General features: G+C 69.6%; 24 protein-coding genes and 1 riboswitch. Of the genes, 16 read left to right on the top strand and 8 right to left on the bottom strand.

Annotation, left to right across the window (positions count from 1 at the left end; genetic code table 11):
* Positions 1-114: 114 nt before the first annotated feature.
* Entirely contained in the window at positions 115-1,659 is a 1,545-nt protein-coding gene (locus OHA17_RS00820; RefSeq protein WP_406503070.1) for an LCP family protein, read from the top strand.
* A gap of 12 nt (positions 1,660-1,671) precedes the next feature.
* Positions 1,672-3,036 (top strand): hypothetical protein, encoded by a 1,365-nt coding sequence (locus OHA17_RS00815; RefSeq protein ID WP_406503068.1) that lies wholly within the window; start codon positions 1,672-1,674, stop codon positions 3,034-3,036.
* 123 nt (positions 3,037-3,159) lie between these two features.
* Here OHA17_RS00815 and OHA17_RS00810 read toward each other — a convergent pair whose 3' ends face one another.
* The 5 genes from OHA17_RS00810 to OHA17_RS00790 all read right to left on the bottom strand — a co-directional run bounded on the left by OHA17_RS00810 (position 3,160) and on the right by OHA17_RS00790 (position 6,896).
* Positions 3,160-3,516, bottom strand: a complete 357-nt coding sequence (locus OHA17_RS00810; RefSeq protein ID WP_406503066.1) for an ArsR/SmtB family transcription factor — start codon at positions 3,514-3,516, stop codon at positions 3,160-3,162.
* Positions 3,517-3,763: 247 nt separating this feature from the next.
* On the bottom strand, positions 3,764-3,988 hold the full coding sequence (locus tag OHA17_RS00805) for a cold shock domain-containing protein (RefSeq protein ID WP_406503064.1): 225 nt from the start codon (positions 3,986-3,988) through the stop codon (positions 3,764-3,766).
* A gap of 90 nt (positions 3,989-4,078) precedes the next feature.
* The gene (locus tag OHA17_RS00800; RefSeq protein WP_406503062.1) at positions 4,079-5,641 is read right to left on the bottom strand and encodes an LCP family protein; all 1,563 of its coding nucleotides are present in this window, start codon (positions 5,639-5,641) and stop codon (positions 4,079-4,081) included.
* Complete coding sequence (locus OHA17_RS00795) at positions 5,634-6,182, bottom strand: DUF6542 domain-containing protein (protein WP_406503060.1); 549 nt, start codon at positions 6,180-6,182, stop codon at positions 5,634-5,636. Before OHA17_RS00795 ends, OHA17_RS00800 begins: the two co-directional genes overlap by 8 nt.
* Before the next feature lie 246 nt (positions 6,183-6,428).
* The gene (locus OHA17_RS00790; protein WP_406503058.1) at positions 6,429-6,896 is read right to left on the bottom strand and encodes a hypothetical protein; all 468 of its coding nucleotides are present in this window, start codon (positions 6,894-6,896) and stop codon (positions 6,429-6,431) included.
* A 176-nt stretch (positions 6,897-7,072) separates the two neighbouring features.
* Here OHA17_RS00790 and OHA17_RS00785 point away from each other — a divergent pair, with 176 nt between their 5' ends.
* Positions 7,073-7,492: a sec-independent translocase gene (locus OHA17_RS00785; RefSeq protein WP_406503056.1), complete on the top strand. Its 420-nt coding sequence runs from the start codon at positions 7,073-7,075 to the stop codon at positions 7,490-7,492.
* A 141-nt stretch (positions 7,493-7,633) separates the two neighbouring features.
* Positions 7,634-8,029, top strand: a complete 396-nt coding sequence (locus OHA17_RS00780; protein ID WP_406503054.1) for a hypothetical protein — start codon at positions 7,634-7,636, stop codon at positions 8,027-8,029.
* Positions 8,030-8,148: 119 nt separating this feature from the next.
* Here the strand turns inward: OHA17_RS00780 and OHA17_RS00775 are convergent, their stop codons facing one another.
* Positions 8,149-9,159, bottom strand: coding sequence for a hypothetical protein (locus OHA17_RS00775; RefSeq protein ID WP_406503052.1), 1,011 nt, complete (start codon positions 9,157-9,159; stop codon positions 8,149-8,151).
* Positions 9,160-9,623: 464 nt separating this feature from the next.
* On the opposite strand from OHA17_RS00775, the gene OHA17_RS00770 reads away from it, so the two are divergent.
* Positions 9,624-11,006: an FtsW/RodA/SpoVE family cell cycle protein gene (locus OHA17_RS00770; protein ID WP_406510605.1), complete on the top strand. Its 1,383-nt coding sequence runs from the start codon at positions 9,624-9,626 to the stop codon at positions 11,004-11,006.
* 52 nt (positions 11,007-11,058) lie between these two features.
* Here the strand turns inward: OHA17_RS00770 and OHA17_RS00765 are convergent, their stop codons facing one another.
* Positions 11,059-11,181, bottom strand: coding sequence for an SGM_5486 family transporter-associated protein (locus tag OHA17_RS00765; protein WP_406503050.1), 123 nt, complete (start codon positions 11,179-11,181; stop codon positions 11,059-11,061).
* A 127-nt stretch (positions 11,182-11,308) separates the two neighbouring features.
* A riboswitch (M-box (ykoK) riboswitch) is annotated at positions 11,309-11,482 on the top strand.
* Positions 11,483-11,793: 311 nt separating this feature from the next.
* On the opposite strand from OHA17_RS00765, the gene OHA17_RS00760 reads away from it, so the two are divergent.
* The 9 genes from OHA17_RS00760 to OHA17_RS00720 all read left to right on the top strand — a co-directional run bounded on the left by OHA17_RS00760 (position 11,794) and on the right by OHA17_RS00720 (position 17,335).
* Complete coding sequence (locus tag OHA17_RS00760; protein ID WP_406503049.1) at positions 11,794-13,440, top strand: NRAMP family divalent metal transporter; 1,647 nt, start codon at positions 11,794-11,796, stop codon at positions 13,438-13,440.
* A 202-nt stretch (positions 13,441-13,642) separates the two neighbouring features.
* The gene (locus tag OHA17_RS00755; RefSeq protein ID WP_406503047.1) at positions 13,643-13,888 is read left to right on the top strand and encodes a hypothetical protein; all 246 of its coding nucleotides are present in this window, start codon (positions 13,643-13,645) and stop codon (positions 13,886-13,888) included.
* A gap of 7 nt (positions 13,889-13,895) precedes the next feature.
* A complete protein-coding gene (locus OHA17_RS00750) occupies positions 13,896-14,156 on the top strand; it encodes a hypothetical protein (protein WP_406503045.1) in 261 nt (86 codons plus the stop codon).
* Between the two features lie 210 nt (positions 14,157-14,366).
* On the top strand, positions 14,367-14,828 hold the full coding sequence (locus tag OHA17_RS00745) for a winged helix-turn-helix domain-containing protein (protein ID WP_406503043.1): 462 nt from the start codon (positions 14,367-14,369) through the stop codon (positions 14,826-14,828).
* A 49-nt stretch (positions 14,829-14,877) separates the two neighbouring features.
* Complete coding sequence (locus OHA17_RS00740) at positions 14,878-15,252, top strand: hypothetical protein (RefSeq protein WP_406503042.1); 375 nt, start codon at positions 14,878-14,880, stop codon at positions 15,250-15,252.
* Complete coding sequence (locus OHA17_RS00735) at positions 15,230-15,610, top strand: ArsR/SmtB family transcription factor (RefSeq protein WP_406503040.1); 381 nt, start codon at positions 15,230-15,232, stop codon at positions 15,608-15,610. The genes OHA17_RS00740 and OHA17_RS00735 overlap by 23 nt, the downstream gene beginning before the upstream one ends.
* Before the next feature lie 18 nt (positions 15,611-15,628).
* Positions 15,629-16,021, top strand: coding sequence for a glyoxalase (locus OHA17_RS00730; protein ID WP_406503038.1), 393 nt, complete (start codon positions 15,629-15,631; stop codon positions 16,019-16,021).
* 83 nt (positions 16,022-16,104) lie between these two features.
* A complete protein-coding gene (locus OHA17_RS00725) occupies positions 16,105-16,842 on the top strand; it encodes an MgtC/SapB family protein (protein ID WP_406503036.1) in 738 nt (245 codons plus the stop codon).
* Between the two features lie 28 nt (positions 16,843-16,870).
* Complete coding sequence (locus tag OHA17_RS00720; protein WP_406503034.1) at positions 16,871-17,335, top strand: hypothetical protein; 465 nt, start codon at positions 16,871-16,873, stop codon at positions 17,333-17,335.
* Between the two features lie 493 nt (positions 17,336-17,828).
* Here the strand turns inward: OHA17_RS00720 and OHA17_RS00715 are convergent, their stop codons facing one another.
* Positions 17,829-18,743 carry a hypothetical protein gene (locus tag OHA17_RS00715; RefSeq protein ID WP_406510604.1) on the bottom strand — a complete coding sequence of 305 codons (915 nt, stop codon included), beginning with the start codon at positions 18,741-18,743 and terminating at the stop codon, positions 17,829-17,831.
* A gap of 264 nt (positions 18,744-19,007) precedes the next feature.
* On the opposite strand from OHA17_RS00715, the gene OHA17_RS00710 reads away from it, so the two are divergent.
* Together OHA17_RS00710 and OHA17_RS00705 are read left to right on the top strand one after the other, a co-directional pair.
* Positions 19,008-20,195 carry an MFS transporter gene (locus OHA17_RS00710; RefSeq protein ID WP_406503032.1) on the top strand — a complete coding sequence of 396 codons (1,188 nt, stop codon included), beginning with the start codon at positions 19,008-19,010 and terminating at the stop codon, positions 20,193-20,195.
* Positions 20,196-20,542: 347 nt separating this feature from the next.
* On the top strand, positions 20,543-20,803 hold the full coding sequence (locus OHA17_RS00705; protein ID WP_406503030.1) for a hypothetical protein: 261 nt from the start codon (positions 20,543-20,545) through the stop codon (positions 20,801-20,803).
* The last annotated feature ends 25 nt before the right edge of the window (positions 20,804-20,828 follow it).

Here is a 20,828-nt window from a genome sequence, read left to right as displayed (position 1 = left end):
GAGTCAGGGGCGTACCCGCCGGAAAGATTGCTACATTGCGCAACTGTACAACTGTGGGGTGGGATCAAGGCGTCCCCTTCTTCGGTATAGACCGCACGGACAAGGGGCGCACGGATGGCGGGCAGCCAGAAGGTGTCGGGTCAGCGTCAGGCTGGTGGCCGGGCCGTGGCGGCGGGCCCGCCGCGCAAGCGCAGCAGAGTGAAGATCGGGATCGTCATAAGCGTCTCGCTGCTCGTGCTGCTGACCTCCGGGGCGGGCTGGATCTACATCCAGCTCGACGGCAACATCGCGACGTTCGGTGCGGACGGAATCTCCGGCGACCGGCCGCCTGCCTCCTCGAACGGGCCGAACGTGCTGGTCATCGGCACGGATGCGCGGACCGGTGGCAACAGCGCTCTGGGCGGCGGCAACAAGAACGACATCGGCCGGTCCGACACTGCCTTCCTGCTGCATGTGTACGCCGATCGGAAGCACGCCGTCGCCGTTTCCATTCCCCGCGACACCCTGGTTGGTATCCCTGCCTGCAAGCTGCCCGATGGCAGTTGGACCAGTCCGCAGAGCAACACCATGTTCAACGCGGCCTATTCGGTGGGCCGGTCCGCCAAGGGAAATCCGGCCTGCACCCAGAACACCGTCGAGAGGCTGAGCGGGCTGCGCGTCGACCACACCGTGGTCGTCGACTTCAAGGGTTTCGCGAAGGTGACCGAGGCGGTCGGCGGCGTCCAGGTCTGCCTGCCCCAGGACATCTACCAAAGAGACGTCAATCCCCACCTCACCACCCGCGGTGCCCAGATCTTCGCCAAGGGCCCGCAGACCGTCTCCGGCCAGAAAGCCCTCGACTACGTACGCATCCGGCACGGTATCGGCGACGGCTCCGACATGGGACGCATCAAACGCCAGCAGGCCTTCGTGGCCTCTCTGTTGAAAAAGGTGAAGAGCGACGGGCTGACTCCCACCAGCCTGCTTCCGCTGGCCAATGCCGCCACGCAGTCCTTGACCGTGGATCCCGGGCTCGGCTCGGCCGACAAGCTGATCTCGTTCGCCATGTCGATGAAGAACATCGATCTGCACAACACCAAGTTCGTCACGCTGCCCTGGCGTTACCAGGGTGCGCGGGTCGCGATCGTCCGCCCGGACGCCGAGGCGTTGTGGGCCGCGCTGAAGGCCGATCGCACCCTCGACGGGCAGGACGCGGGCACCCATCACGACGAGCAGGCCGGCGATTCATCCCCGTCACCCAGCACCATGGAGTCGGTGTCCGGCACGGGCATCTCCGTCGCCGTGTACAACGGCACCACCGTGGCAGGCCTGGCCGCCCGCGCCGCGGATGTGCTCGGGCAGCACGGCTTCACCGTCACCAGCACCGGCATGGCCATGGTCCGTACCCAGAGCAGAACCGTGATCGAGTACGGCCCCGGTCAGAAAGGCCAGGCCGAGAAGGCCGCCCAGGTCTTCCCTGGCGCTGAAGTCACCACTGCGGCCACACCAGGCATCAAGATCATCCTGGGCAAGTCCTACACCGCTGCCCCGGCCGCGCCCGCATTCGTCGAACCGAGCATGGTGCCCTCCAGCATCGCCGGGGCCCGCTCCGCCGACGACGACCTCTGCTCCAACCTCTCGTACGGCTCAGTACGAGTCCCACCCGCCCGACGCACCTGAGGAGAATCTCCCATGCCCGCCTATCCCCGGGCCGCACGGCCGAGCTGGGCCACGGCTCTGGCCGGGTTGCTGCTCGCCCTGGCCGCCGCCCTCATCCCCGTTCCCGCGCATGCCGCGAGCGGCACGGCGGCGGTGGCCGACGCACTCAAGAAGAGCCCGGTCTACGTCGATCCGCGGGCCGAGGCCCAGCTGCCGAAGCCGGATGCCGAGGCGCTCGCGAAGAAGATCAAGGATGCGGACAAGCCGGTCTTCGTGGCCGTCCTGCCGCAGAGCGCCGAATTTCCTTCCGGCTCTGTCCTAAAGGACGTGCGCTCGCTCACCGGCATCACCGGGCTGTACGCGATCCGGCTCGGCGATGGCTTCAACGCGGGAGCCGATCGGCAGGTGATGGCCAAGAACGCCGTCGAGAACCTGGTGGGCGCCGTCAAGCGGTCCTCGCCTGCGGACGCGAAGACGGAGCTGAACGCCTTCGTCGACCAGGCCCTCCACCAGGCCAAGGGCAAGGCACCCGGCTCCTGGTCGGGCAGGAGCGAGGACGGCTCCGCCACCGCTACGTGGCTCGCCGTCGGCGGAGTGCTCGTGGTGGGCGGCGGCGCCGGATACGCCTTTCTGAGGCGGTCGCGGAAGAAGCGTGAGGAGCGCGAGCGCGCCGAACTGGACGCCCTGCGCACCGTGGTGGACGAGGACATCACCGCCTACGGCGAAGAACTCGACCGACTCGCCTTCACACCCTCCGAGTCCAGCGCCACTGACGCCATGCGCAAGGACTACGAGCACGCCCTCGACGCCTACGACAAGGCGAAGGAGCAGATGGCGGCCGCCCGTTTGCCGCAGGACGTCTCGCCGGTGACCGAGACGCTCGCCGACGGCCGGTTCGCCCTGGCCACCCTGGAAGCCCGGCGCGCTGGCCGACTTCTGCCCGAGCGCCGACTGCCGTGTTTCTTCGACCCCCGCCACGGCCCTTCGGTGACCGACGTTCAGTGGGCCCCGCCCGGGGGCAGCCCGCGCCCGGTTCCGGCCTGCGCCGACGACACCGCACGCGTCAACTCCGGGCAGGACCCCGAAGCCCGCACGGTCCACACCGACCAGGGCCCGCAGCCGTACTGGAACGCCGGGCCCGCCTATGCCCCTTGGGCGGGCGGCTACTTCGGCGGCGCCGGTGGCATCCTCGGCGGCCTCCTGGTGGGCACCATGCTCGGCGGCCTGATCAGCGCGCCGAGCGCGTTTGCCGAACCGGGCTTCGCCGGACCCGAAAGCCTGCCCGGCGGCGGCGAGTCCAGCGGCTCCGACTTCAACCCGGCCGACTTCTCCGGAAGTTTTGGCGGCGGCGGGTTCGGCGGTGACTCGGGAGGCGACTTCGGCGGCGGCGACTGGTAGCCGTCACTCGCGGCCTGGCCCCGGGACAGCAACCGAGGCCAGGTCCGTCCCTCCATGCATCTGTCGGCCAGTTCGCCAGCGAGCGCCCATGCACTGACGGCGCAGCGCGAACTGCTTCCGGCCTCAGGTGCCCACAGAACGCAGGAGATGTTCGGGGGATTGATCGGCGGTCCGCCTGAGCTGACGCATCATCAACTGCACGACGGCGACGATGTCCTGGTCGTCCACGTAGTAGATCTGGCGGCGCCCTTCGCGGCGTGAGCCCACAAGGCCGGCGAGCTTGAGCTTGGCCAGGTGCTGGCTCGTCGCAGGAAGCGCGCCACCCAACCGCTCCGCGAGCCTCGACACATCGCTCTCGCCCTGCGCCAGCGCCCACACGATGTGCAGGCGCGCGGGCGAGGCCAGCAGGCCGAACGCCGCAGCGGCGTCCGCCAGGACCTCCGCGGACGGGTCCGTGAACTCGCCGCTGCCCGCTGCCATCTCGTCCACCCTCCCTCGCGTCCCGGTCACCTCCCGTGCCCGGGCGCACCCCCAGTGTAGGCGCGGCGCCCGTCGCCCACCGTCAGACGCCCTGCACACCCTCCACATAGTTACGCAACTGCGCAACAGACCGTTGTCCGTCAAGCCTCCAGCGTCCCCCGGTCAGCCGCGGCTGTGCATGAACGGGGGACGCTGGTGCCGCGCGGAGCCGCCTTGGGACCCCGCCGATGACGGCGGGCTCCAAGGCTCACTCGGCTAGGCGGACGCGTTCTGCTACGTGGACGTGTTCTGCGTGGAGTTCTCCGGAGCCGGTCACCGCAACGTACGTGACCCGCAGTCCTTCGGTCAGGAAGGTCGCGCCCTCGATGGCTTCGCGGCGGACCAGGACCTCACGGCCGTCGTCCCCGTCGATGTACCCGTATCCCTTGGCCTGGTTGAACCAGCGGACCACTCCGCTGACCCTGTCGTTCACTCCTGTTCCTCCCCGCTGTGTACTGGACTTGCATGTCCCTCTGCTGCTTGTGATGCCCTTTCCTTACGGGCGCACGCCGGCTGCGCCGGATCAGTTGACGCAGGGCACGCCACCCGCCTTGACCACCGGCCCGCTGTCCCCGCTGTCCGCCGCGGAGGCGGAGTCGCCGGGAGCGGGCGCGGGAGCCTTGTTGTCCGGGGGGGTGTAGTCGCGGCCCAGGGTGACGCGGACGTGCCCGGCCGGGATGGCGGAGCTGGCGGTGGCCGTACCCGACTTGAGGCGGGACGCGATCTGAGCCGCGGCCTGCTGGGCGCCTGCCCCGTAGGCCACGGTGGTGTGGGCCTGGGCGGCAGCGTTGCCGGTATCGCCTGCGGTGTAGCCGAGTGCGGTCAGGGCTTTGAGCGCGGTGTCGGCGAGACCGCCGGTGCCGTTGCCGTTGCGGACATCCACGGTGGCCGGCGCGGCCTTCGCACCGGCCTTGTCATCACCGCCCTCCGGCGAGGCGGATGACGCGGGGCTGGGACCGAAGGTCTGCTGGACGATCGCCTTTATCTTCTCTGCGTCGACGAGGTTAACCGATTCACCCTTGCGGGTGGCGAACCCGGTAATGGGCAGGGTATGGAACTCGACATTGCCGCCGGTGAGGTTGGGCGCTTGCTGAGCGAAGTCCAGCACCTGCCAGGTGCTGTCCAGGACCAGGTCCTTCTTGAGGACGCCGAACAGACCCTGCAGCTTGCCGAGGTCGCCGAAGAGGCCCTCGTCCTTGAGCTGGTGGGTGATGCTGGAGATGAAGGCCTGCTGACGGCGGGTGCGGTCGAGGTCGCCGTTGTCCAGGCCGTGGCGCTGACGGACGAAAGCCAGAGCCTGCTTGGCGTCGACCTTCTGCACCCCGGCCGGGAAGTCCGCGCCGGAATAGCGGTCCTTGACCGGGTGCTTGAGGCAGACGGTGATGGGCTGGAGGACTTTGGCGATGTCGTAGAAGCCGAGCAGGTTGACCTCGGCGAAGTGGTCGATCGGCACGCCGGTGAACTGCTGCACGGTGGCCAGCGTCGCCTCGCGCCCGGCCTCGCGGCTCTTGCCTTCGAGGTCCGGGCCTTTGATGCCCTGCTTGGACAGGCGTTCGCTGGCGCCGGTGTAGGCGTTGGCGTACGCCTCCTTTATCTTGTGCTCGCCCTGGGAGGAGCCGTCGCCGTTGAGGGTCTCCACGTAGTCGTCGCGCGGGATGGAGAACGCGCTGACTTTGCCGCCGTCCGCCGGGATGTGCATCAGGATCAGCGTGTTGGTGTTGTAGTAGCCGATCTCGCTGGACCCGGCGTGCAACTGGTCCTGGACGAACTCCTTGGGCAGATCGTTGCCGTCCATGTCCTTGCGCGAATCGAGGCCGATCAGCAACAGGTTCACCGAACTGTCCAAATGCTTGGGCGCATTCTTCTTCACCGCGTCCAGCGCGTCCGACGTAGTGAGGCCGTTCGTCAGTGACCGGTACGTAAACCACGTCACTCCACACGCGATGAGCACGACGGCCGAGGTCACCCACACCAGGGCGCGCAGCACCCGGACCCACCCCGGCCGGCGCGTGCGGCCGTCGGCCGGTGAGCCGGGCGACGACTTGCGGCGGCGGTTCTGCGGGCGGGAGGACGGGTTGTCAGGCACGGTCGCGCCTCCTGGTACGCAGGGACTGGAGACCACGTACCGCCAGCACGGCCAGAACCGTGCACTCGGCGGCGGCCATGGCGGGGAAGGCGGCTACCGCCCACCGGATCAGGTCCGTGGACGTCGACTTGCCGCCGGAGCTGGAAGGCCCGGTCAACAGGTGCACCGCCGCGGCCAGCGCGGCGACCACCAGGACAGGCAGCGGAACCACCCACGACAGTGCGCCTCGCCTGGCCCCCAGCACGGCCGACGCGGCCGCACCGGCCACACCGCCCACCAGCAGCCCCCACCCCGAACCGGAACCAAGGGCAGCATCAACACAGGCACCCGCCAGCGGCGGGACCACCAGGGCCAGCGCCACGGCAGGGCGCGTGGTCCCGCGACCGTTGGAGCGGCCGCGGACCGGGCCGGACCGGTGCCCGACCACTGCCTCCGGCGGCGAAGAAGCCGGAGTCGGCCCCTCACCCCGCACCGGCATGGCGCGGCTGGGCCCCCTGCGCGGCGGATTGCCGCCCGGCCCGGCCGGATATCGCTGCTGCATGCGCCCGTCCTCATCAGTCCGCCCGGGAGGCTCCCCTCCCGCGACCCCAATACGCCCCCGTACCGTTGCTGGAAAGGGAGACGTATAACCCACCTCATTAGTTGCAGACTCGCGCAACTCTGCAAGCATTTACGCTGTGACGAGAGTCACTGACCCGGGGCGGCTGCCCAGGCCGGCCGTCTGTGCCCCTCGGGCTGATCCGTGCCGGACGGTCCGGTCATCGCGAGCGGTGCGGCGCGAGCTGCTTCACTCCGGCCCCGACGGCGGCTCCATACCGCCCCCGCAGTCGCGTTCCAGCTCGCGGGCCTGGCTCGCGTACACGTGGTGGAGCAGGCGGTGCGTCTCGCGGGCCAGCCGTAACCGCTCCTCCTCCATGCGGGAGCGCCTGCGGTTCGCGCGCACCAGATGCAGGGTGCCTCCCACCGCGATGCATGCCCCGACATCACTTGTCACGTTGGTGTAGTTACCGCCGATCAGCTCGGCCGTCGCACTCGGGGTGAGGATGTGCGCGAGCGGCAGCACGATCAGATAGACACCAAGCACAATCAGGAAGACGACATGCGCCTTGCTGGCCAGGGCGCGCGGCAGCAGAGCCAGGGCGCGGTCGAAACGCCCCTCGGGGTGTGCAATGCCTGTCAGCGACTCGACGGGCGCCGCCCCTGCCCGGCCTCTCCGGATCGTCTGCGTGAGGGGCGGACGCACTGAAGTCTGCACTCATAACGAATACCCTCCGGATCCCGCCGGGCCGAGCACGCAGCGATTGCGTCACTACGGCTGGCAGGACGAACCGCAGCAACTGATGGTTCCCGACTTGCGCAACCTTTAAAGTATTGGGCGTAGCCCGTCGCGCTCGCGGCATGCGGGCGCTTTGTCGATCAAGGAGCGAGCGGATGTTCATGGAACTGAGCCCGATGAAGCTGGTCGCCATCGCCATCGTCGCGATCTTCGTCTTCGGGCCGGACAAGCTGCCCGAGTTCATCCAGAACGCCACCGGTGTCCTGCGCAAGGTGCGAGCCTTCGCCGACAGTGCCAAAGAGGACCTCCGCTCCGAACTCGGCCCGGAGTTCAAGGACTTCGAGTTCGAGGACCTCCACCCGAAGACCTTCGTACGCAAACACATGGTGGACGGTGGCAATCTCGCCGAGCTGGAGGAGATCCGCAACGCCTTCGACCCGCGCCCCGAACTGGAAGAGATCACGGCCGCCGTGCACGACACGGCCGACAGCCGGGCGCCGGGCACCGTCTCCCTGGCCAAGGACGCACACGCAACGCCGCCGACCCGGCACGCGTTCGACCCTGACGCCACGTGACCGCCGCCCGGCCGGGCGGCTCACGGCGCTCAGGCACGGATGCACCGCAATGAAGTGACGCACGCCGGGACCGAGTTGGGCGGGTCCGTTCTAGGCTTTCTCCCTCGGTTGTGGTGCTCGACCAGGACAGGGGACAGCGCTGTGGAATGGACGAAGCTGTGGCTCCCGGAGCCCGAGGAGCACGACTTCCCGGCAGCGGCCGACTACCTCGGCCTGCTGCTCGAAACCGGCGAGGTGAAGCGCATCATCGACGCCCTGCGCACGGCTCCCACCCAGACGAAGAAGGCCAAGGACATCATGCGGGCCTCGGCCCTGCCGCTGCTGCCCGCCGACAACATCCACGTCAAACGCAACATCCAGAAGGTCAACTCCGGCAAGAAGCTCTCCCCCGTACTTCTGGTCCGTGATACTCCGCTGGTCATCGCCGACGGCTACCACCGGGTCTGCGCCGCTTACCACTTGACGGAAGACCTGGTGGTGCCCTGCCGGATCACCGGCCGTAGACCGGCGCGCGGCGAGGCCTCTACGGCCGCTTGACTGGCGCGACTTCCTCACGAACGATCGCAACCAAATGATTGCCGGATTACGCAACTGGACAACCATTGGAAGGTGACCGTCAACGTCGAGGGGTGCAATTGCCACAGGAACAGCTTCCGTCAGCAGGCAGCGCGAACCTGCGCATCGGGGCGGCCGTGGCCCAGATAGAAGGCCTCTACACCGCTCTGCGCCTCACCGGCCCTGGCCCTCGCAGGGACCGGCTGGCTGCCGATCTCACACACGCCGCCCGGCGGCTCGCCGCCGTCACCCTTGCCTCCACAGGAGAAGACATCGTCATCCCGCCGCGCTCTCGCTGGCAGCGCCGCCGGACGCTGGCGGCCCGCGGAGCCAACTGGATCATCACCCGCACTGCCCAGCCGATGCCCGACGGCCCAAGCCAAAGGGGCAACGGGGCTTCTGGCGGTGGGGCGTCCCCTATATAGGGCGCCACGAATACCCGGTGCTGAGGGAATCCCGCGTGTCAGGCGCCATCGCTGCCGAGGTGCCAGGTTGCGAGCGTGGTGACCTGGGCGGACAGGTCTGACAGGGCGGAATCGCGCAGTGCGGCGGCGCGCGAGTCGGGCCACGTTGTTCACCCAGGCGCCGGTGGCTCGGTCGTCCTCACCGATCCGGGCGAACCGCCGGTCCAGCAGGCCGCGGGCCTCGTCGTCCTGCTGCCGGGCCGCCGCCTTGACCGCGCCGACGGCATTGGCCAGGGCACTGGCCGGCCGTGACCACTCGCCCTCACCGGCGCGCGCCGCCGGATTCCCCGCGTCGTAGTGCAGGTCATCCGCGACCGATGCGGTGCGGACCCCCGGATCAAGCCGCCAGAACAGCGGCACCCCCGCGAAGCGGACGAGCAGCAGGCGGCGCCGGTCGGAACGGTGAAAGTCCGGGTCGCTGCGGATGCCGCCGGCCGGCTGAATCTCACCCAACGCCTCCATCACACGGGCCAGGCAGTCGGGAAACTGCGCGTCCGGCACGACCCACGTGACGTCGATGTCGCTGAAGGCGTCCGCCGTACCTGACGCCAGCGAGCTGATCAGCTCCGCACTTGAGCCGGGGCAGCACCTCCTCAGCGCGAGGCACACCTCGGCGGCCAGGGCGGCGCGGTCGGTCTGACTCGCCATGACGCACACCGTAGTCCGCCCCGCGTCGCACCCATCGCCCCTCGGCAATCCCCTCCGAAACCAACCACCCCGACCGGCGGCTCTTCCCGGCCACGGCACTGGCCCGACCGGTGGGGCGGGTGTTGCAGGAGCGGGGGATGGGAAACAGCAACGTCTTCTGGTCGGTAGATGCTTCGCCGTTCGGTCGGCCTATCCGGTGTCCGCTGTTCGGGTCGACGGGGTACCGTGGTCCCGATTAGTTGCATAATGGCGCAACTTAGCAAGTGTCTATGAGGAGAGCCCCGCAGGAACCGGCTCAGGCTGCCTGTTGTCTTGCGGTGCGTTCATGCCGCGAGCGCGGGCCGTGGGATGTTTCTGGGCCTGTGGTTCTCCCGGGGTGGGAGGTTTTTGTGCGGGGAGTGACGAACGTGACCCGGTCGCGGTCCACGGGGGATGCGGGCTCTGAGGACGACTACGGGCGCACGATGTCGTTCGCGGCGCTCGCGCAGGCGCCCAACCGGCGGCGCGCCGAGGCATGGCTGCTCGGCTTCGTCGTGCTGATCACCGTGGGCGGCTATACCTGCACCGGTCTGTCCATGGACGGCCGGCTGCCGTCGGGGCTGCCCGGGTTCGCCGCCGCCGTCCTCCTGCTCGCGCTGGTGTCGCACCTGGCGGTGCGGCGCTGGGCGTCGCGGGCCGATCCGCTGATCCTGCCGCTCGCCCTGCTGCTGACCGGGCTCGGCCTGGTGTTGATGTACCGGCTCGACATCACCTATGCGGCTGAGCCCCGGCTGAGGATCCCCCAGGCCGGCAGCGGCCAGCTGATGTGGACGGTCATCGGGGTGGCCGTCTGCGTCGGCGTGCTGGTCATCCTGCGCGATCACCGCTGGTTGCAGCGGTACCTGTATCTGATGATGGCGGTCGCCCTGGTACTGCTGATGGCTCCGGCGTTCTTCGGCGCGGACCAGTTCGGCGCCAAGCGGTGGATCATGCTGGGGCCGCTGTCCGTGCAGCCCGGCGAATTCGTGAAGATCATGATCGCGGTGTTCTTCGCGGGCTATCTCACGGTCAACCGTGACGCGCTCGCCCTGACCGGCCGACGCCTCCTCGGCATGAGGCTGCCGCCCGGCCGGCAGATGGCGCCGATCGCGACGATCTGGGTGCTCAGCCTCCTGGTGCTCATCTTCGAGCGCGACCTCGGTACGTCCCTGATCTTCTTCGGCCTCTTCGTGATCATGCTGTACATGGCCACCGAACGGACCAGCTGGGTGGTGTGCGGCCTGCTCATGGCCGTGGTCGGGGCCGGGGTGGTCGGCTCGATGGAGCCGCACGTCCACGGTCGAGTGGTGGCCTGGCTGCACCCCATGGATGCCTTCACGCCCGCCGGGCAGAAGGCCGGGATCTCCGAACAGCTCGGCCAGGCCCTGTTCAGCTTCGGCAGCGGCGGCATCACCGGCACCGGCCTCGGCCAGGGCCACCCCGAACTCATCGGCTTCGCAGGCAACAGCGACTTCATCCTCACCACCGTCGGCGAAGAGCTCGGCCTTGCCGGGGTGATGGCCGTCCTGCTCCTGTACGGCCTCCTCGCGCAGCGCGGACTGCGCATCGGCGTCCTGGCCCGCGACCCCTTCGGCAAACTCCTGGCGGTCGGCCTGTCCAGTGCGCTCCTGCTCCAGGTGTTCGTCGTCTCGGGCGGCGTGATGGGTCTGATCCCGCTGACCGGCAAGGCCCTGCCGTTCCTGGCCAAGGGCGGTTCCTCCATGGTCGCCAACTGGCTGATGGTGGCTCTGCTGATCCGGATCAGCGACAGCGCCCAGCGCCGCCGCGAACCCGCCCCACCGGCAGCGGTGTCCACGCTCCAGCGGTAGGTCCCGCCTCGCTCTCGAAGAGGGTCGGCCGATGGGGTGTGGCCTGCGGGGTTCAGCCGAGCCGGGCGCCGATGGTGGCGACGACGGCGAGCGGGGCCGGCACGGCGAGCATCAGGCCGAGCAGGAGCAGCAACCGCCTCTGCGGGCGCGGGGGATCAGGTTCGAGAACGGGCATGACGTGGAGTGTGACACGGCGCACGGTCGGCGCGTATGCATAAGGTCCGACCCGAGTCAAGACTTCGTCAAGTGGTTGCGTGATCGTGCAAGTATGGGTTTATGCTTCTGGAGGTTCGAAACGTAAGAAGGCACCTCGTTCGGTGAGGCGTCTGCACGGACACAGGCCACTGACCCCACGACGTCGAGAGACGCCCAGGGTCAGGACAGGTCTCCCCGACATAAGGGGTGACCCCAAGTGGCTTCCCCTGCAGGGGGATTACGCCGTGCAGTGCCAAAGCTCTGACGAGTTGGGGTGAACCCTCCCCCGGGGCGGGTCCGCTCCTTGCCGTGTCGTCCGGCGCCCGCGTGCGCCCCGACCGGGAGGAGGCGAGAGACATGGACTGCAGTTGCAGTAGTCCGGGCCACAGTAGGCCCGCGACCCGTATCCGTATGTCTTGCTCGACCTCCGGTACGCGGTAACCACCTCTCCCGCGCGCAATCGCGCCCCCCTTTCCCCAGGCACCCGTGCGGCCTCGCCGTGCCGGGAGCCCGGGCTGCGCACTCGCAGGGGAGATGGCTGCCGCGCGCCTTCAATACCGATCCCTGCCAGGGGATTTGGGGGGCTTTTGCCATGACCGATGTAATCACCGACCAGACGCCTGTACCGGCGCCGCGCAGCGCGGTCCTGGACGACGCGCACGTGGGCGACATCCGCGGCGCGCTCGGCACCATCAAGCTGGACGACCACGGCGAGCGCCGGGGCCTGTCGGCCAAGCTCAAGACCCTGCTCGCGATAGTCGGTCCGGGCCTGATCGTGATGGTGGGCGACAACGACGCCGGCGCGTTCGCCACCTACGGCCAGGCCGGACAGAACTACGGCACCAGCCTGCTGTGGACCCTGCTCCTGCTGGTCCCGGTGCTCTATGTGAACCAGGAGATGGTGCTTCGGCTCGGCGCGGTCACCGGCGTCGGGCACGCCCGCCTGATCCTGGAGCGGTTCGGGAAGTTCTGGGGTGCCTTCTCGGTCATCGACCTGTTCCTGCTCAACGCCCTCACCCTCGTTACCGAGTTCATCGGCATCACGTTGGCCGCGGGGTATCTGGGGCTGCCCAAGGTGGCGTCGGTGATCCTGGCCGCCGCGGTCATCATCGCTTCCGCGTTCACCGGGTCCTTCCGCCGGTTCGAGCGCACCGCGATCTTCCTGTGCGCGGGATCGCTGCTGCTGGTTCCGCTGTACTTCATCATTCACCCGGCCTCCTCGCAGATGGCGCACGACTTCGTGGTGCCCAACATGCCCGGCGGATCGGGTGAGTTGGCGACGGTGATGCTGCTGATCATCGGCATCGTCGGCACGACGGTGGCTCCCTGGCAGCTGTTCTTCCAGCAGTCGTACGTCATCGACAAGCGGATCACGCCGCGCTTCATGAAGTACGAGAAGGCCGACCTGTGGATCGGCATCGCCATCGTCATCATCGGCGCCGCCGCGGTCATGGGCATGGCCGCCGCCGCGTTCGCCGGAACGAACGCCTTCGGCAACTTCGACGACACCGCCGGTGTCGCGGCCGGCATCGAGGCCCACGCGGGCAAGGTCGCCGGAGTGCTCTTCGCCGTGGCCCTGCTGGATGCCTCGATCATCGGAGCCTTCGCGGTCTCGCTCTCCACCGCCTACGCCATCGGTGACGTCTTCGGCATGAAGCACTCACTGCACCGCGGGGTCAAGGGAGCCAAGGGCTTCTACGCCATCTACGCCGGCCTGGTGGCCGTGGCCGCCACGATCGTACTGATCCCCGGCTCCCCGCTCGGCCTGCTCACCCAGGGCGTGCAGACCCTGGCCGGAGTCCTGCTGCCCTCCGCATCCGTCTTCCTGCTGCTGCTCTGCAACGACAAGGCCGTCCTCGGCCCGTGGGTCAACGGCCCCAAGACCAACGCCTTCACCGCGGCGGTCGTCGGCGTCCTGGTCACCCTCTCCGTCATCCTGACCGCCTCCGTCCTGTTCCCCGACATCACCGCGAACGCGATCCTCGACATCATGGCCGCCTGCGGGGTGGCCGGAGTCCTGGCGGCCGGGTACTCCTTCACCCGGCGGCGCACCGGCACCAAGGAAGACCCGATCGACCGCACCGGCCGCGAGGGCTGGCGGATGCCGCCCCTGGAGACACTCACCAGGCCGGCCATGTCCACCACCCGCAAGATCGGCATGGGCGCCCTGCGTATCTACCTCCTGATCGCGATGGTCCTGGTCGTCATCAAGATCGTCCAGGTCGCACTCGGCCAGTAAGCCTCGCGCGGGGCGGCGGCTGAACCGCGCCGCCGCCCCGGCCGCCCGCTCCTCCTGGGAAGGGAGAGTCCGTCAATGCACGTCCTGCGTCGCCTGGTCCACCTGACGGCCACGGCCGTCCGCCGGATCACCCCGGCGAGGTGCGCCTGCCCGTCACTGCGGCTGACCCTGTTCGATGGCCGGGAGCACACCTGCCTGCTGGATGACCCGGCCGCCTGGCCAGGACCCACGCCCCGGCGAGCCGTCTACGACCCGCGCGTCCAACCTGGTCTACCTGCTGGCCCGGCAGGGCCGCGACGCCCACTGGCTGGCCCGCTTCGCAGACCTGCCGCTGCCCGCCGTGGAACGCCTCGCCCAAGCCGCCGGTACCCGCCAGCAGCCCGGGGCCACCGGCTCCTCCCCACACCGTCCGCTTCTTGTCGGCGCAACGCGCCTTTCCCGGAGGTGAGTCACCCATGTCCCTGCTGACCGCGATCCACATCCCGCTCATCAGCCACGCCCCGGCCCGCAAGCCCGGCGTCATGCAGGCCCGGCTTGCTCACATCCTGCGCCGGCTCGCCGACAGCCCGATGGACAGCACCGTCCTGCACGCCCTGCCCGCCCCGGCAGCCACCCGCACACCGTCGGCGCGCGCTCGGCACGTGGGGCCGCACGCCCACTGGCACACCGTCACCGGCCCCGACGGCCGCCGCCACCTCGAAGCCACCTGGCACTAGCACCCCGAATCCGCCCGAACAGCCCGAAGGGAGGCTCCGTCATGCCCTTCCCCGCCCTGGGGAAGGGCATGGCGCCCCTCGCCCGACCCATCCCGCCCCAACGCGCGGAATCCGCTGCCCGCCCAGTCCAAATGGACTGCGCTGGCGGCCGCCCTGCCAGCACTCCTTGCCCCTGCCCTGCGGCACCCCACCGATCCGACAGGAACCGACATGGCCCTGAGCTACCACATGGCCCACTGCACCCACGATGACCAAGGGACCACCGCCGCGCCGTGGGGGCGTCGACGGCGATGGCTCGCATCGCAGCAACCGCACACTTCCGCGATCGCGGAGGCGCCGCGGACGCCGGTGTACCAGGTCGGCGATCTCGTGGTCGACTGTGCCACCCGACGCGCCTCGGCGGGCGGCCGCCAACTCGGCCTCACCTGCATGGAGTTCGAGCTGCTCGCCCACCTGGCCGCCCACCCGGACCGGGTCTACACCCGCCAGCGGCTGATGGAACAGGTGTGGCAGCAGACCGCCACCGGTGACTTGCGCACCGTCGACGTCCACATCGCCCGCCTGCGCCGCAAGCTCGGCCCCGAGTACCGGGTCCTGATCCGCACCGTGCGCCAGGTCGGCTACGCCCTGAACCCCCAGCGGATCCCGGGACCCCATCCCGAATCCCACTGACCCGTACCCGTCCTTCACATCCCGACGGGAAGCGACCCAGAGGTATCCCGTGCGATTCCTGCCCCGTACGTACCTGAGGCGGCCCCGCCAACCAGCCGCCCCCCTCTCCTCCTTCGCCACGGTCCACGTCCACTGCGGCCAGCGAGCCGAGACCAAGGTCCGCGCGCTGTGCGTACTGGCCCTCAGCCGGCCCGGCGCCCACCTTGAGGCCCTCCACGTCGACCGGCCCGACGAGGCCACCGTCCATCTACGGGTGACGGCCGCCCTGCACAGCCCGCAGACCACCGTCCTGGACCATCTCGTCGACCAGCTCTCCCGCGAACCCCACGTCCGCGACCTGCACTGGCACCAGCACCACACCCCCGGCACCCGCGCACACGAACCCGGCAGGAGGCTGTCCCGTGCATGCTGTCCAGGAGCCTGACGCCGTCCTCCTCCCGCCCCTGACACTCGCCGTGCCGCTCACGGATGTGGAAGTAGCCGCGGTGGTGGCCGTGTTGAAGACGGTGGCCGGGCCCATCCGGCTCCGACTGCTGCAGGCCCTGATACAGCAGGAGCTCTCGGTGGGGGAGCTGGTGGAGCTTGTCGGCGCGCACTACGCCGCCGTCTCCCAGCACCTGGCCCGGCTGCGGGCGGCGGGCCTGGTAACGGCACGCCGCAGTGGCACCCACATGCTCTACCGCACCACCAACCTGCACCTCCCCGCCCTGCTCGCCACGGCTCTCCACTTGGCAGAGCAGACGGCACCGCAGGACCCGGCCCACCTCCACGAACACCACTGACAATAAGAAAGGACACACATGACCGCCGAGAACACCGGCCCCGGTTTCGGCATCGGCCCGCTGCACCACGTCCAGCTCGCCATCCCCGCCGGCGCCGAGGAACTGTGCCGTGCCTTCTGGGGCGAGGTGCTGGGCATGACCGAACTGGCAAAGCCTCCGGTGCTCGCCACCCGGGGCGGCTGCTGGTTCAGTGGCGGCGGCCTGGAGGTCCACCTCGGCGTGGAAGCCGACTTCCGCCCCGCCACCAAGGTCCACCCCGGCATCCTCGTGCAATCACTGCACGACCTCGCCAAACGACTGGAGACGCACGGCCACGAGGTGACCTGGGACGACAACTTCCCCGGACACGACCGCTTCTACGCCTTCGATAAACTCGGCAACCGCCTGGAGTTTCTCGAACCCCGCACCTAACCCCTCCGGTACAACAGCAGCACACCGCCCCACCCCGTGCAGAGGGATTCAACCTCCTGCTCCGGTCACGAAAGAGGTGCCTGGTGCACTCCCTGACCACTCTCGACTTCCTCACCCGGCTCGCCGTCGGCACCGGCTGCGGCGCGCTGATCGGCGTCGAGCGTCAGTGGCGGGCCCGGATGGCGGGCCTGCGCACCAACGCCCTGGTCGCGGTCGGCGCCACCCTGTTCGTCCTCTACAGCGAGGCGGTCGGCGACGCCGGCAGCCCCACCCGGGTCGCCTCCTACGTCGTCTCCGGCATCGGCTTCCTCGGCGGCGGGGTGATCCTCCGCGACGGCGCCGGGGTCCGCGGACTCAACACTGCCGCCACCCTGTGGTGCTCGGCCGCCGTCGGCGTCCTGGCCGCCTCCGGAAACCTGTCCTTCTCCATCGCGGGCACCCTCACCGTCCTCGCCGTCCACCTGGTCCTGCGACCGGCCGGACGCTTCCTGGACCGGGCCCCGGCTGCCGGCACCGACCCGGACACCACCGCCCGCGCCACCGTCCACCTGCACTGCGAACGCCGTGCCGAACCCCGCATCCGCGCCCTGCTCCTACAGGCCCTCAACGCCTCCGGCCTGCCACCCACCGGGCTGCGGGCGCATCGCGATGGCCAGGACACCACCAGCCTGCGCGCCACCGTCACCGTCACCGGCGATGCGGCCTCCGCCCTGGAACAGGTCATCGCCCGCTTGTCTCTGGAACCCGACATCCGTGACCTGCACTGGCACCTGGAAGACGACGAACAGTCCGACCCCACCGACCGACAGGCCCTCGCCTAACAGCGATCCAGCACCGGGAGGAACCGGCATGTTGCGCATTCCCCGTCCCCGCACCGGAGAGGGCGCCACCATCCTGGGCGTGATCGCGTTGGCCGGGCTGGAACTGGTGGCGGTCAACGCCGCCCCCGCCGCTGACCGCCCGACTATCGGCGGTGTCCTGCTCGGCGCCGGTGCCGCGATCTTCCTGCTGGCGGCTGCCATGCTGCACCGGCATCGGTCCGCCGCCCGAAAGGCCCGTCAGCAGCTCATCGACAACGGAGACTGGTTCACCGCCCGCACGCTGGCCGGATCCATGGACGCCATCCGCCCCTGCTTCTCGTTCAGGACGCACTCAGCCTCAACCGCCCCTACACCGCCTGGGTCCTCGCCACCCCACGGCCACCCCACCACCCGACTCCAACGGCACCTGGGCATCCCCGCCCGCTACGCACAACTGCTCACCGAAGCCGCCGGGTCTGTACCGTCAACGGCCCTGGCTCACATCCGGTGGTAACGCAACGTCACCCCCTCCCCCTGATGTCGCGATCTGAACATCCTGCAGGACAGCGGGCTCGGACGCGGCCAGGACGGATGTGAGCATGGGCGTTGCGGCTGCACATTCCATGGGATCGATCACCCCGGACATACCGCTGCCTCGGCCGATGAACTCCAGGTCAACGCCCTACCAGGGTCCGAACAGCGCAGTGGGCGAAGTCGGCAACAGTGCGTTACCACCGGATGTGAGCCAGAGCCAGTTAACTTTACGGACCCCTGGCTTGCCGACCACCCCGGCCCGCACCACACCCTCGGCGACCCCCTGATGCCCGCCCGCTCCCGGCGCCACCACCTCGCAGCCAGCAACCAGCACAACCCCGGTTTCGGATGATCACGTATCCGTCCTGTCTGGCCGGGGTGGCGACGGTGCGTTCGAACTCGGTGTGATGCATCTGGCCAATGCGGTTCATGTGGAAGCTGTCCGGGCTGTCGCGATACGCCGGCACGGCCAGTCACCATCCCCGCTCGGCAGCAAGACTGCGGGTCGGCACGGCCCGCGGTGTTCGGTCGCGCAGGACGAGCAGGGTCCAGTCGCGGCCGCTTGGATCGAGTGGTCTGGTCGCGGCGGTGAACAGTTCGGCGGCCCGACGGTAGGAGAGCCGTCCTCGGTCGGTCACCGGGCAGCGGTCGGCTGAAGGCGTGGTGGCGGGCGCACGGCGGTCGGTGACGAATACCGGCCCGGCAGTACGCCCGATCAGCAGCATCGGCAGCAGGCGCGCTGTGCCCGATCCCCAGCTCAATGGTGGGGCCGTGCCCGCTCTGGTGCGTCGGCCGGGCAGGTCGAGGCAGTCGATGTCGAGGGCGAGCACCCGCTCGACGGGGGCTCCTGATTCGTGGAGGAGGTGCCACAGGGTCAATTCCCGCAGCGGGGCGCGCAAAGCGAGAGCAGCGCGCGCCCGATCCGGGCCGGCAGCCGCCGCCGAGGGGGCCGCGCAATCCCATGCGGGATTGGGCGCCGGTCCAGGCCGTGGCGGTGGCGCCGTGAGACCGCCCGCGGGGTCGGCGGTGATCCAGCCCCGGGCTTGCCACCATGCGGTCGCGGCTCGAAGGCAGGCCAATTCGCGGGCCAGCGTGCGTGGTTGCGCCTCGGCGGCGCGGTCGGTCAGTCCCCGTTGAAGTCGTTCCGGGGCCTGCGGGTCGTCGAGCAGGGCCAGTGGAGCAATGGGCGGCTGGGCGCCCCTGCGCTCGCGACCGGTCGGGGCCCGGCGGTCGACCAGCGGCCAGGCCCACCCGTACAGGGAGATGCGGTAGACGCGGCGGGAGGCGCTGCCCAGATCGGCTGCGGCGAGGTAGCGGTCGACCGCAGCGCTGTAATCCACGGGTGCGGGGCGGGACCCGCCCGCGCCGGCGGTGCGGTGCTGAATCATGTTGGCCACATCCGCAGTAAATGAGTTCCTTGAAGCCTACGCCAGTCTTCGACAATAGAGCCTACTACCAGGCATGTTGCAGTAAATGGACGCGATTTACTGCGCCAGTTGACCGCGAAGCAAAATTGCTCGCAGGGGACTCAACTTTCTCTCTCGAGAACCCTTGTGGGGAGCAGACCGGTGGCGGAGCATTGCGGAGCCATGACGCCTCGCACCCGCCCATCCGCTCTTGCAGAACCTCAGACAGCAACACGCCGTCTGCGCGTGCTGCGGCACTCCCGGTTCCGCCGCCTCCTCGTTGGCCAGGGCACGTCGCTGCTCGGCTCCGGGATGAACACGATCGGCACGACCTTCGCCGTACTGCAGCTGCCCGGCGGCGGGGTCGACGCCGTCGGCCTGGTGATGGCGGCGCGAATCCTGGCGGTTCTGGCCGTGCTGCTGCTCGGCGGCGTGCTCACCGACCGGCTTGGAGCCCGGTCGGTGATGCTGACGGCGGATCTGCTTCGATTTGCCGCCCAGGGCGTCCTGGCCGTGCTCCTGCTCACCGATAGCGCGCGGATCTGGGAAGCGGTCGCATTGGCGGCGGTTCTCGGAATCGGCGAGGGAGGGTTCAGCCCGGGTCTGACGGCCATGGTGCCCGGAATGGTCCCTGCGGAGGAGGTCATGGACGCCAACTCGCTGCTGCAGATCGCCCAGGCGATTGCCTCGGTCGCAGGTCCGGGCCTGGCCGGGCTGCTCGTCGCTGTCTCTGACGCCGGCACAGTCGTCGCGGTCGATGCGGCCAGCTATGGCGTCAGCGCCCTCGCCCTGGCTGGGCTGCGCTTGTCGCAGCCGGCCATGCGCCGCCGCGGATTGCTCGCCGACCTGGGGCGCGGCTGGAAGGAGTTCACCTCCCGCACTTGGCTGTGGGTCACGACCCTCCACATCAGCCTGTTCAACTTCGTCCTGTGGGCGCCGTTCCTGGTGCTGGGGCCGACCCTCGCCCAGCAGCGGCTCGGGGGCGCCAGTTCCTGGGGTGTGGTGCTGGCCTTGTACGGCATCGGGTCGATTGGCGGCGGACTGGCGCTGCTTGGTAGGAACCCGCGTCGAGCACTGGCCTGGTCCATGGCCGCGTCCGCGTGCTGGGCGCTGCCGGCAGCCTCGTTGGCCGCGCGGCTGCCGCTGGCCTGGGTGGCGGCAGCCGCGCTCCCCGCAGGGGTCGGGGCGGCGGCGTGCAACGCACTGCTCACCTCCGTCACCCAGTGCGGGATCCCCGCCGAGGTCCTCGGACGCGTCAGCGCGTTCGGGAGCTTGGGCGCCTTCGCGCTGGGGCCGCTAGGGCTGGCGCTGGCCGGGCCGGTGGCAGGTGCCGCGGGGACAGACCGGCTGCTGGCATTCGGTGTGATGTGGCAGCTAACCGCAGTCGCGGTAGTACTGGCGGTGCCGTCCGTGCGACGCCACGAGGCAACCTGACGGCGGGGCAAGCGCGTCACGAGGCCGCACACCCCGTGGTACGAGTGAGTGGTCCGAGCGGGCAGTTCGGGCAGTGCAGGCGGCACCTGCCGACAGGACACCAACCTCCGCCGCCCGCGCCTTCCTGCCCGGCGCCCGCCACGCCCTGGCCGGTGCCCAGCGCGCGACCGGTGCCGCCCGTGCCGTCGCCGGCATGACCCATGGCGAGCTGCATCTGGCCTCCCTGCTGTCGGTGACCCTCGGCGTGCTTCCCTCCGTCCTGGCCGCCTGGCACCAGCACCACCCGCTGGTCGATGTCGTCCTGCACGAATACGCCGACCTCGACGACTTCGCCGCCGTCATGGCCGATGCCACCGCCGACGTCGCGATCGGCCCGCTGCCCGAAGCCTGGACCGGCCCGCACCACCTTCCGGGGGAGGGCCGCGCGCCGCTGGGTCCTGTACGACACCGCACACGGCCTGGCCACAACCGTCCAACACCTCTGCTCCCAGGCCGTCTTCGCCCGCCCGGCCCCGCACCCCCTCGTCAGCGAGTTCCTCGACCTCGCCCGCGACAGCGCCCGCCTCCTCCCGCGCCACCTCACCGACCTGCTGGGCACCCGAGCCTGAACATCGACACCGGCTCACGCACTGC

Source organism: Streptomyces sp. NBC_00212 (genome assembly GCF_045206365.1).
Taxonomy (GTDB): Bacteria; Actinomycetota; Actinomycetes; order Streptomycetales; family Streptomycetaceae; genus Streptomyces.
Note: the sequence above shows the minus strand (reverse complement) of the source record. Positions and strands in the feature narration are given on the sequence as shown.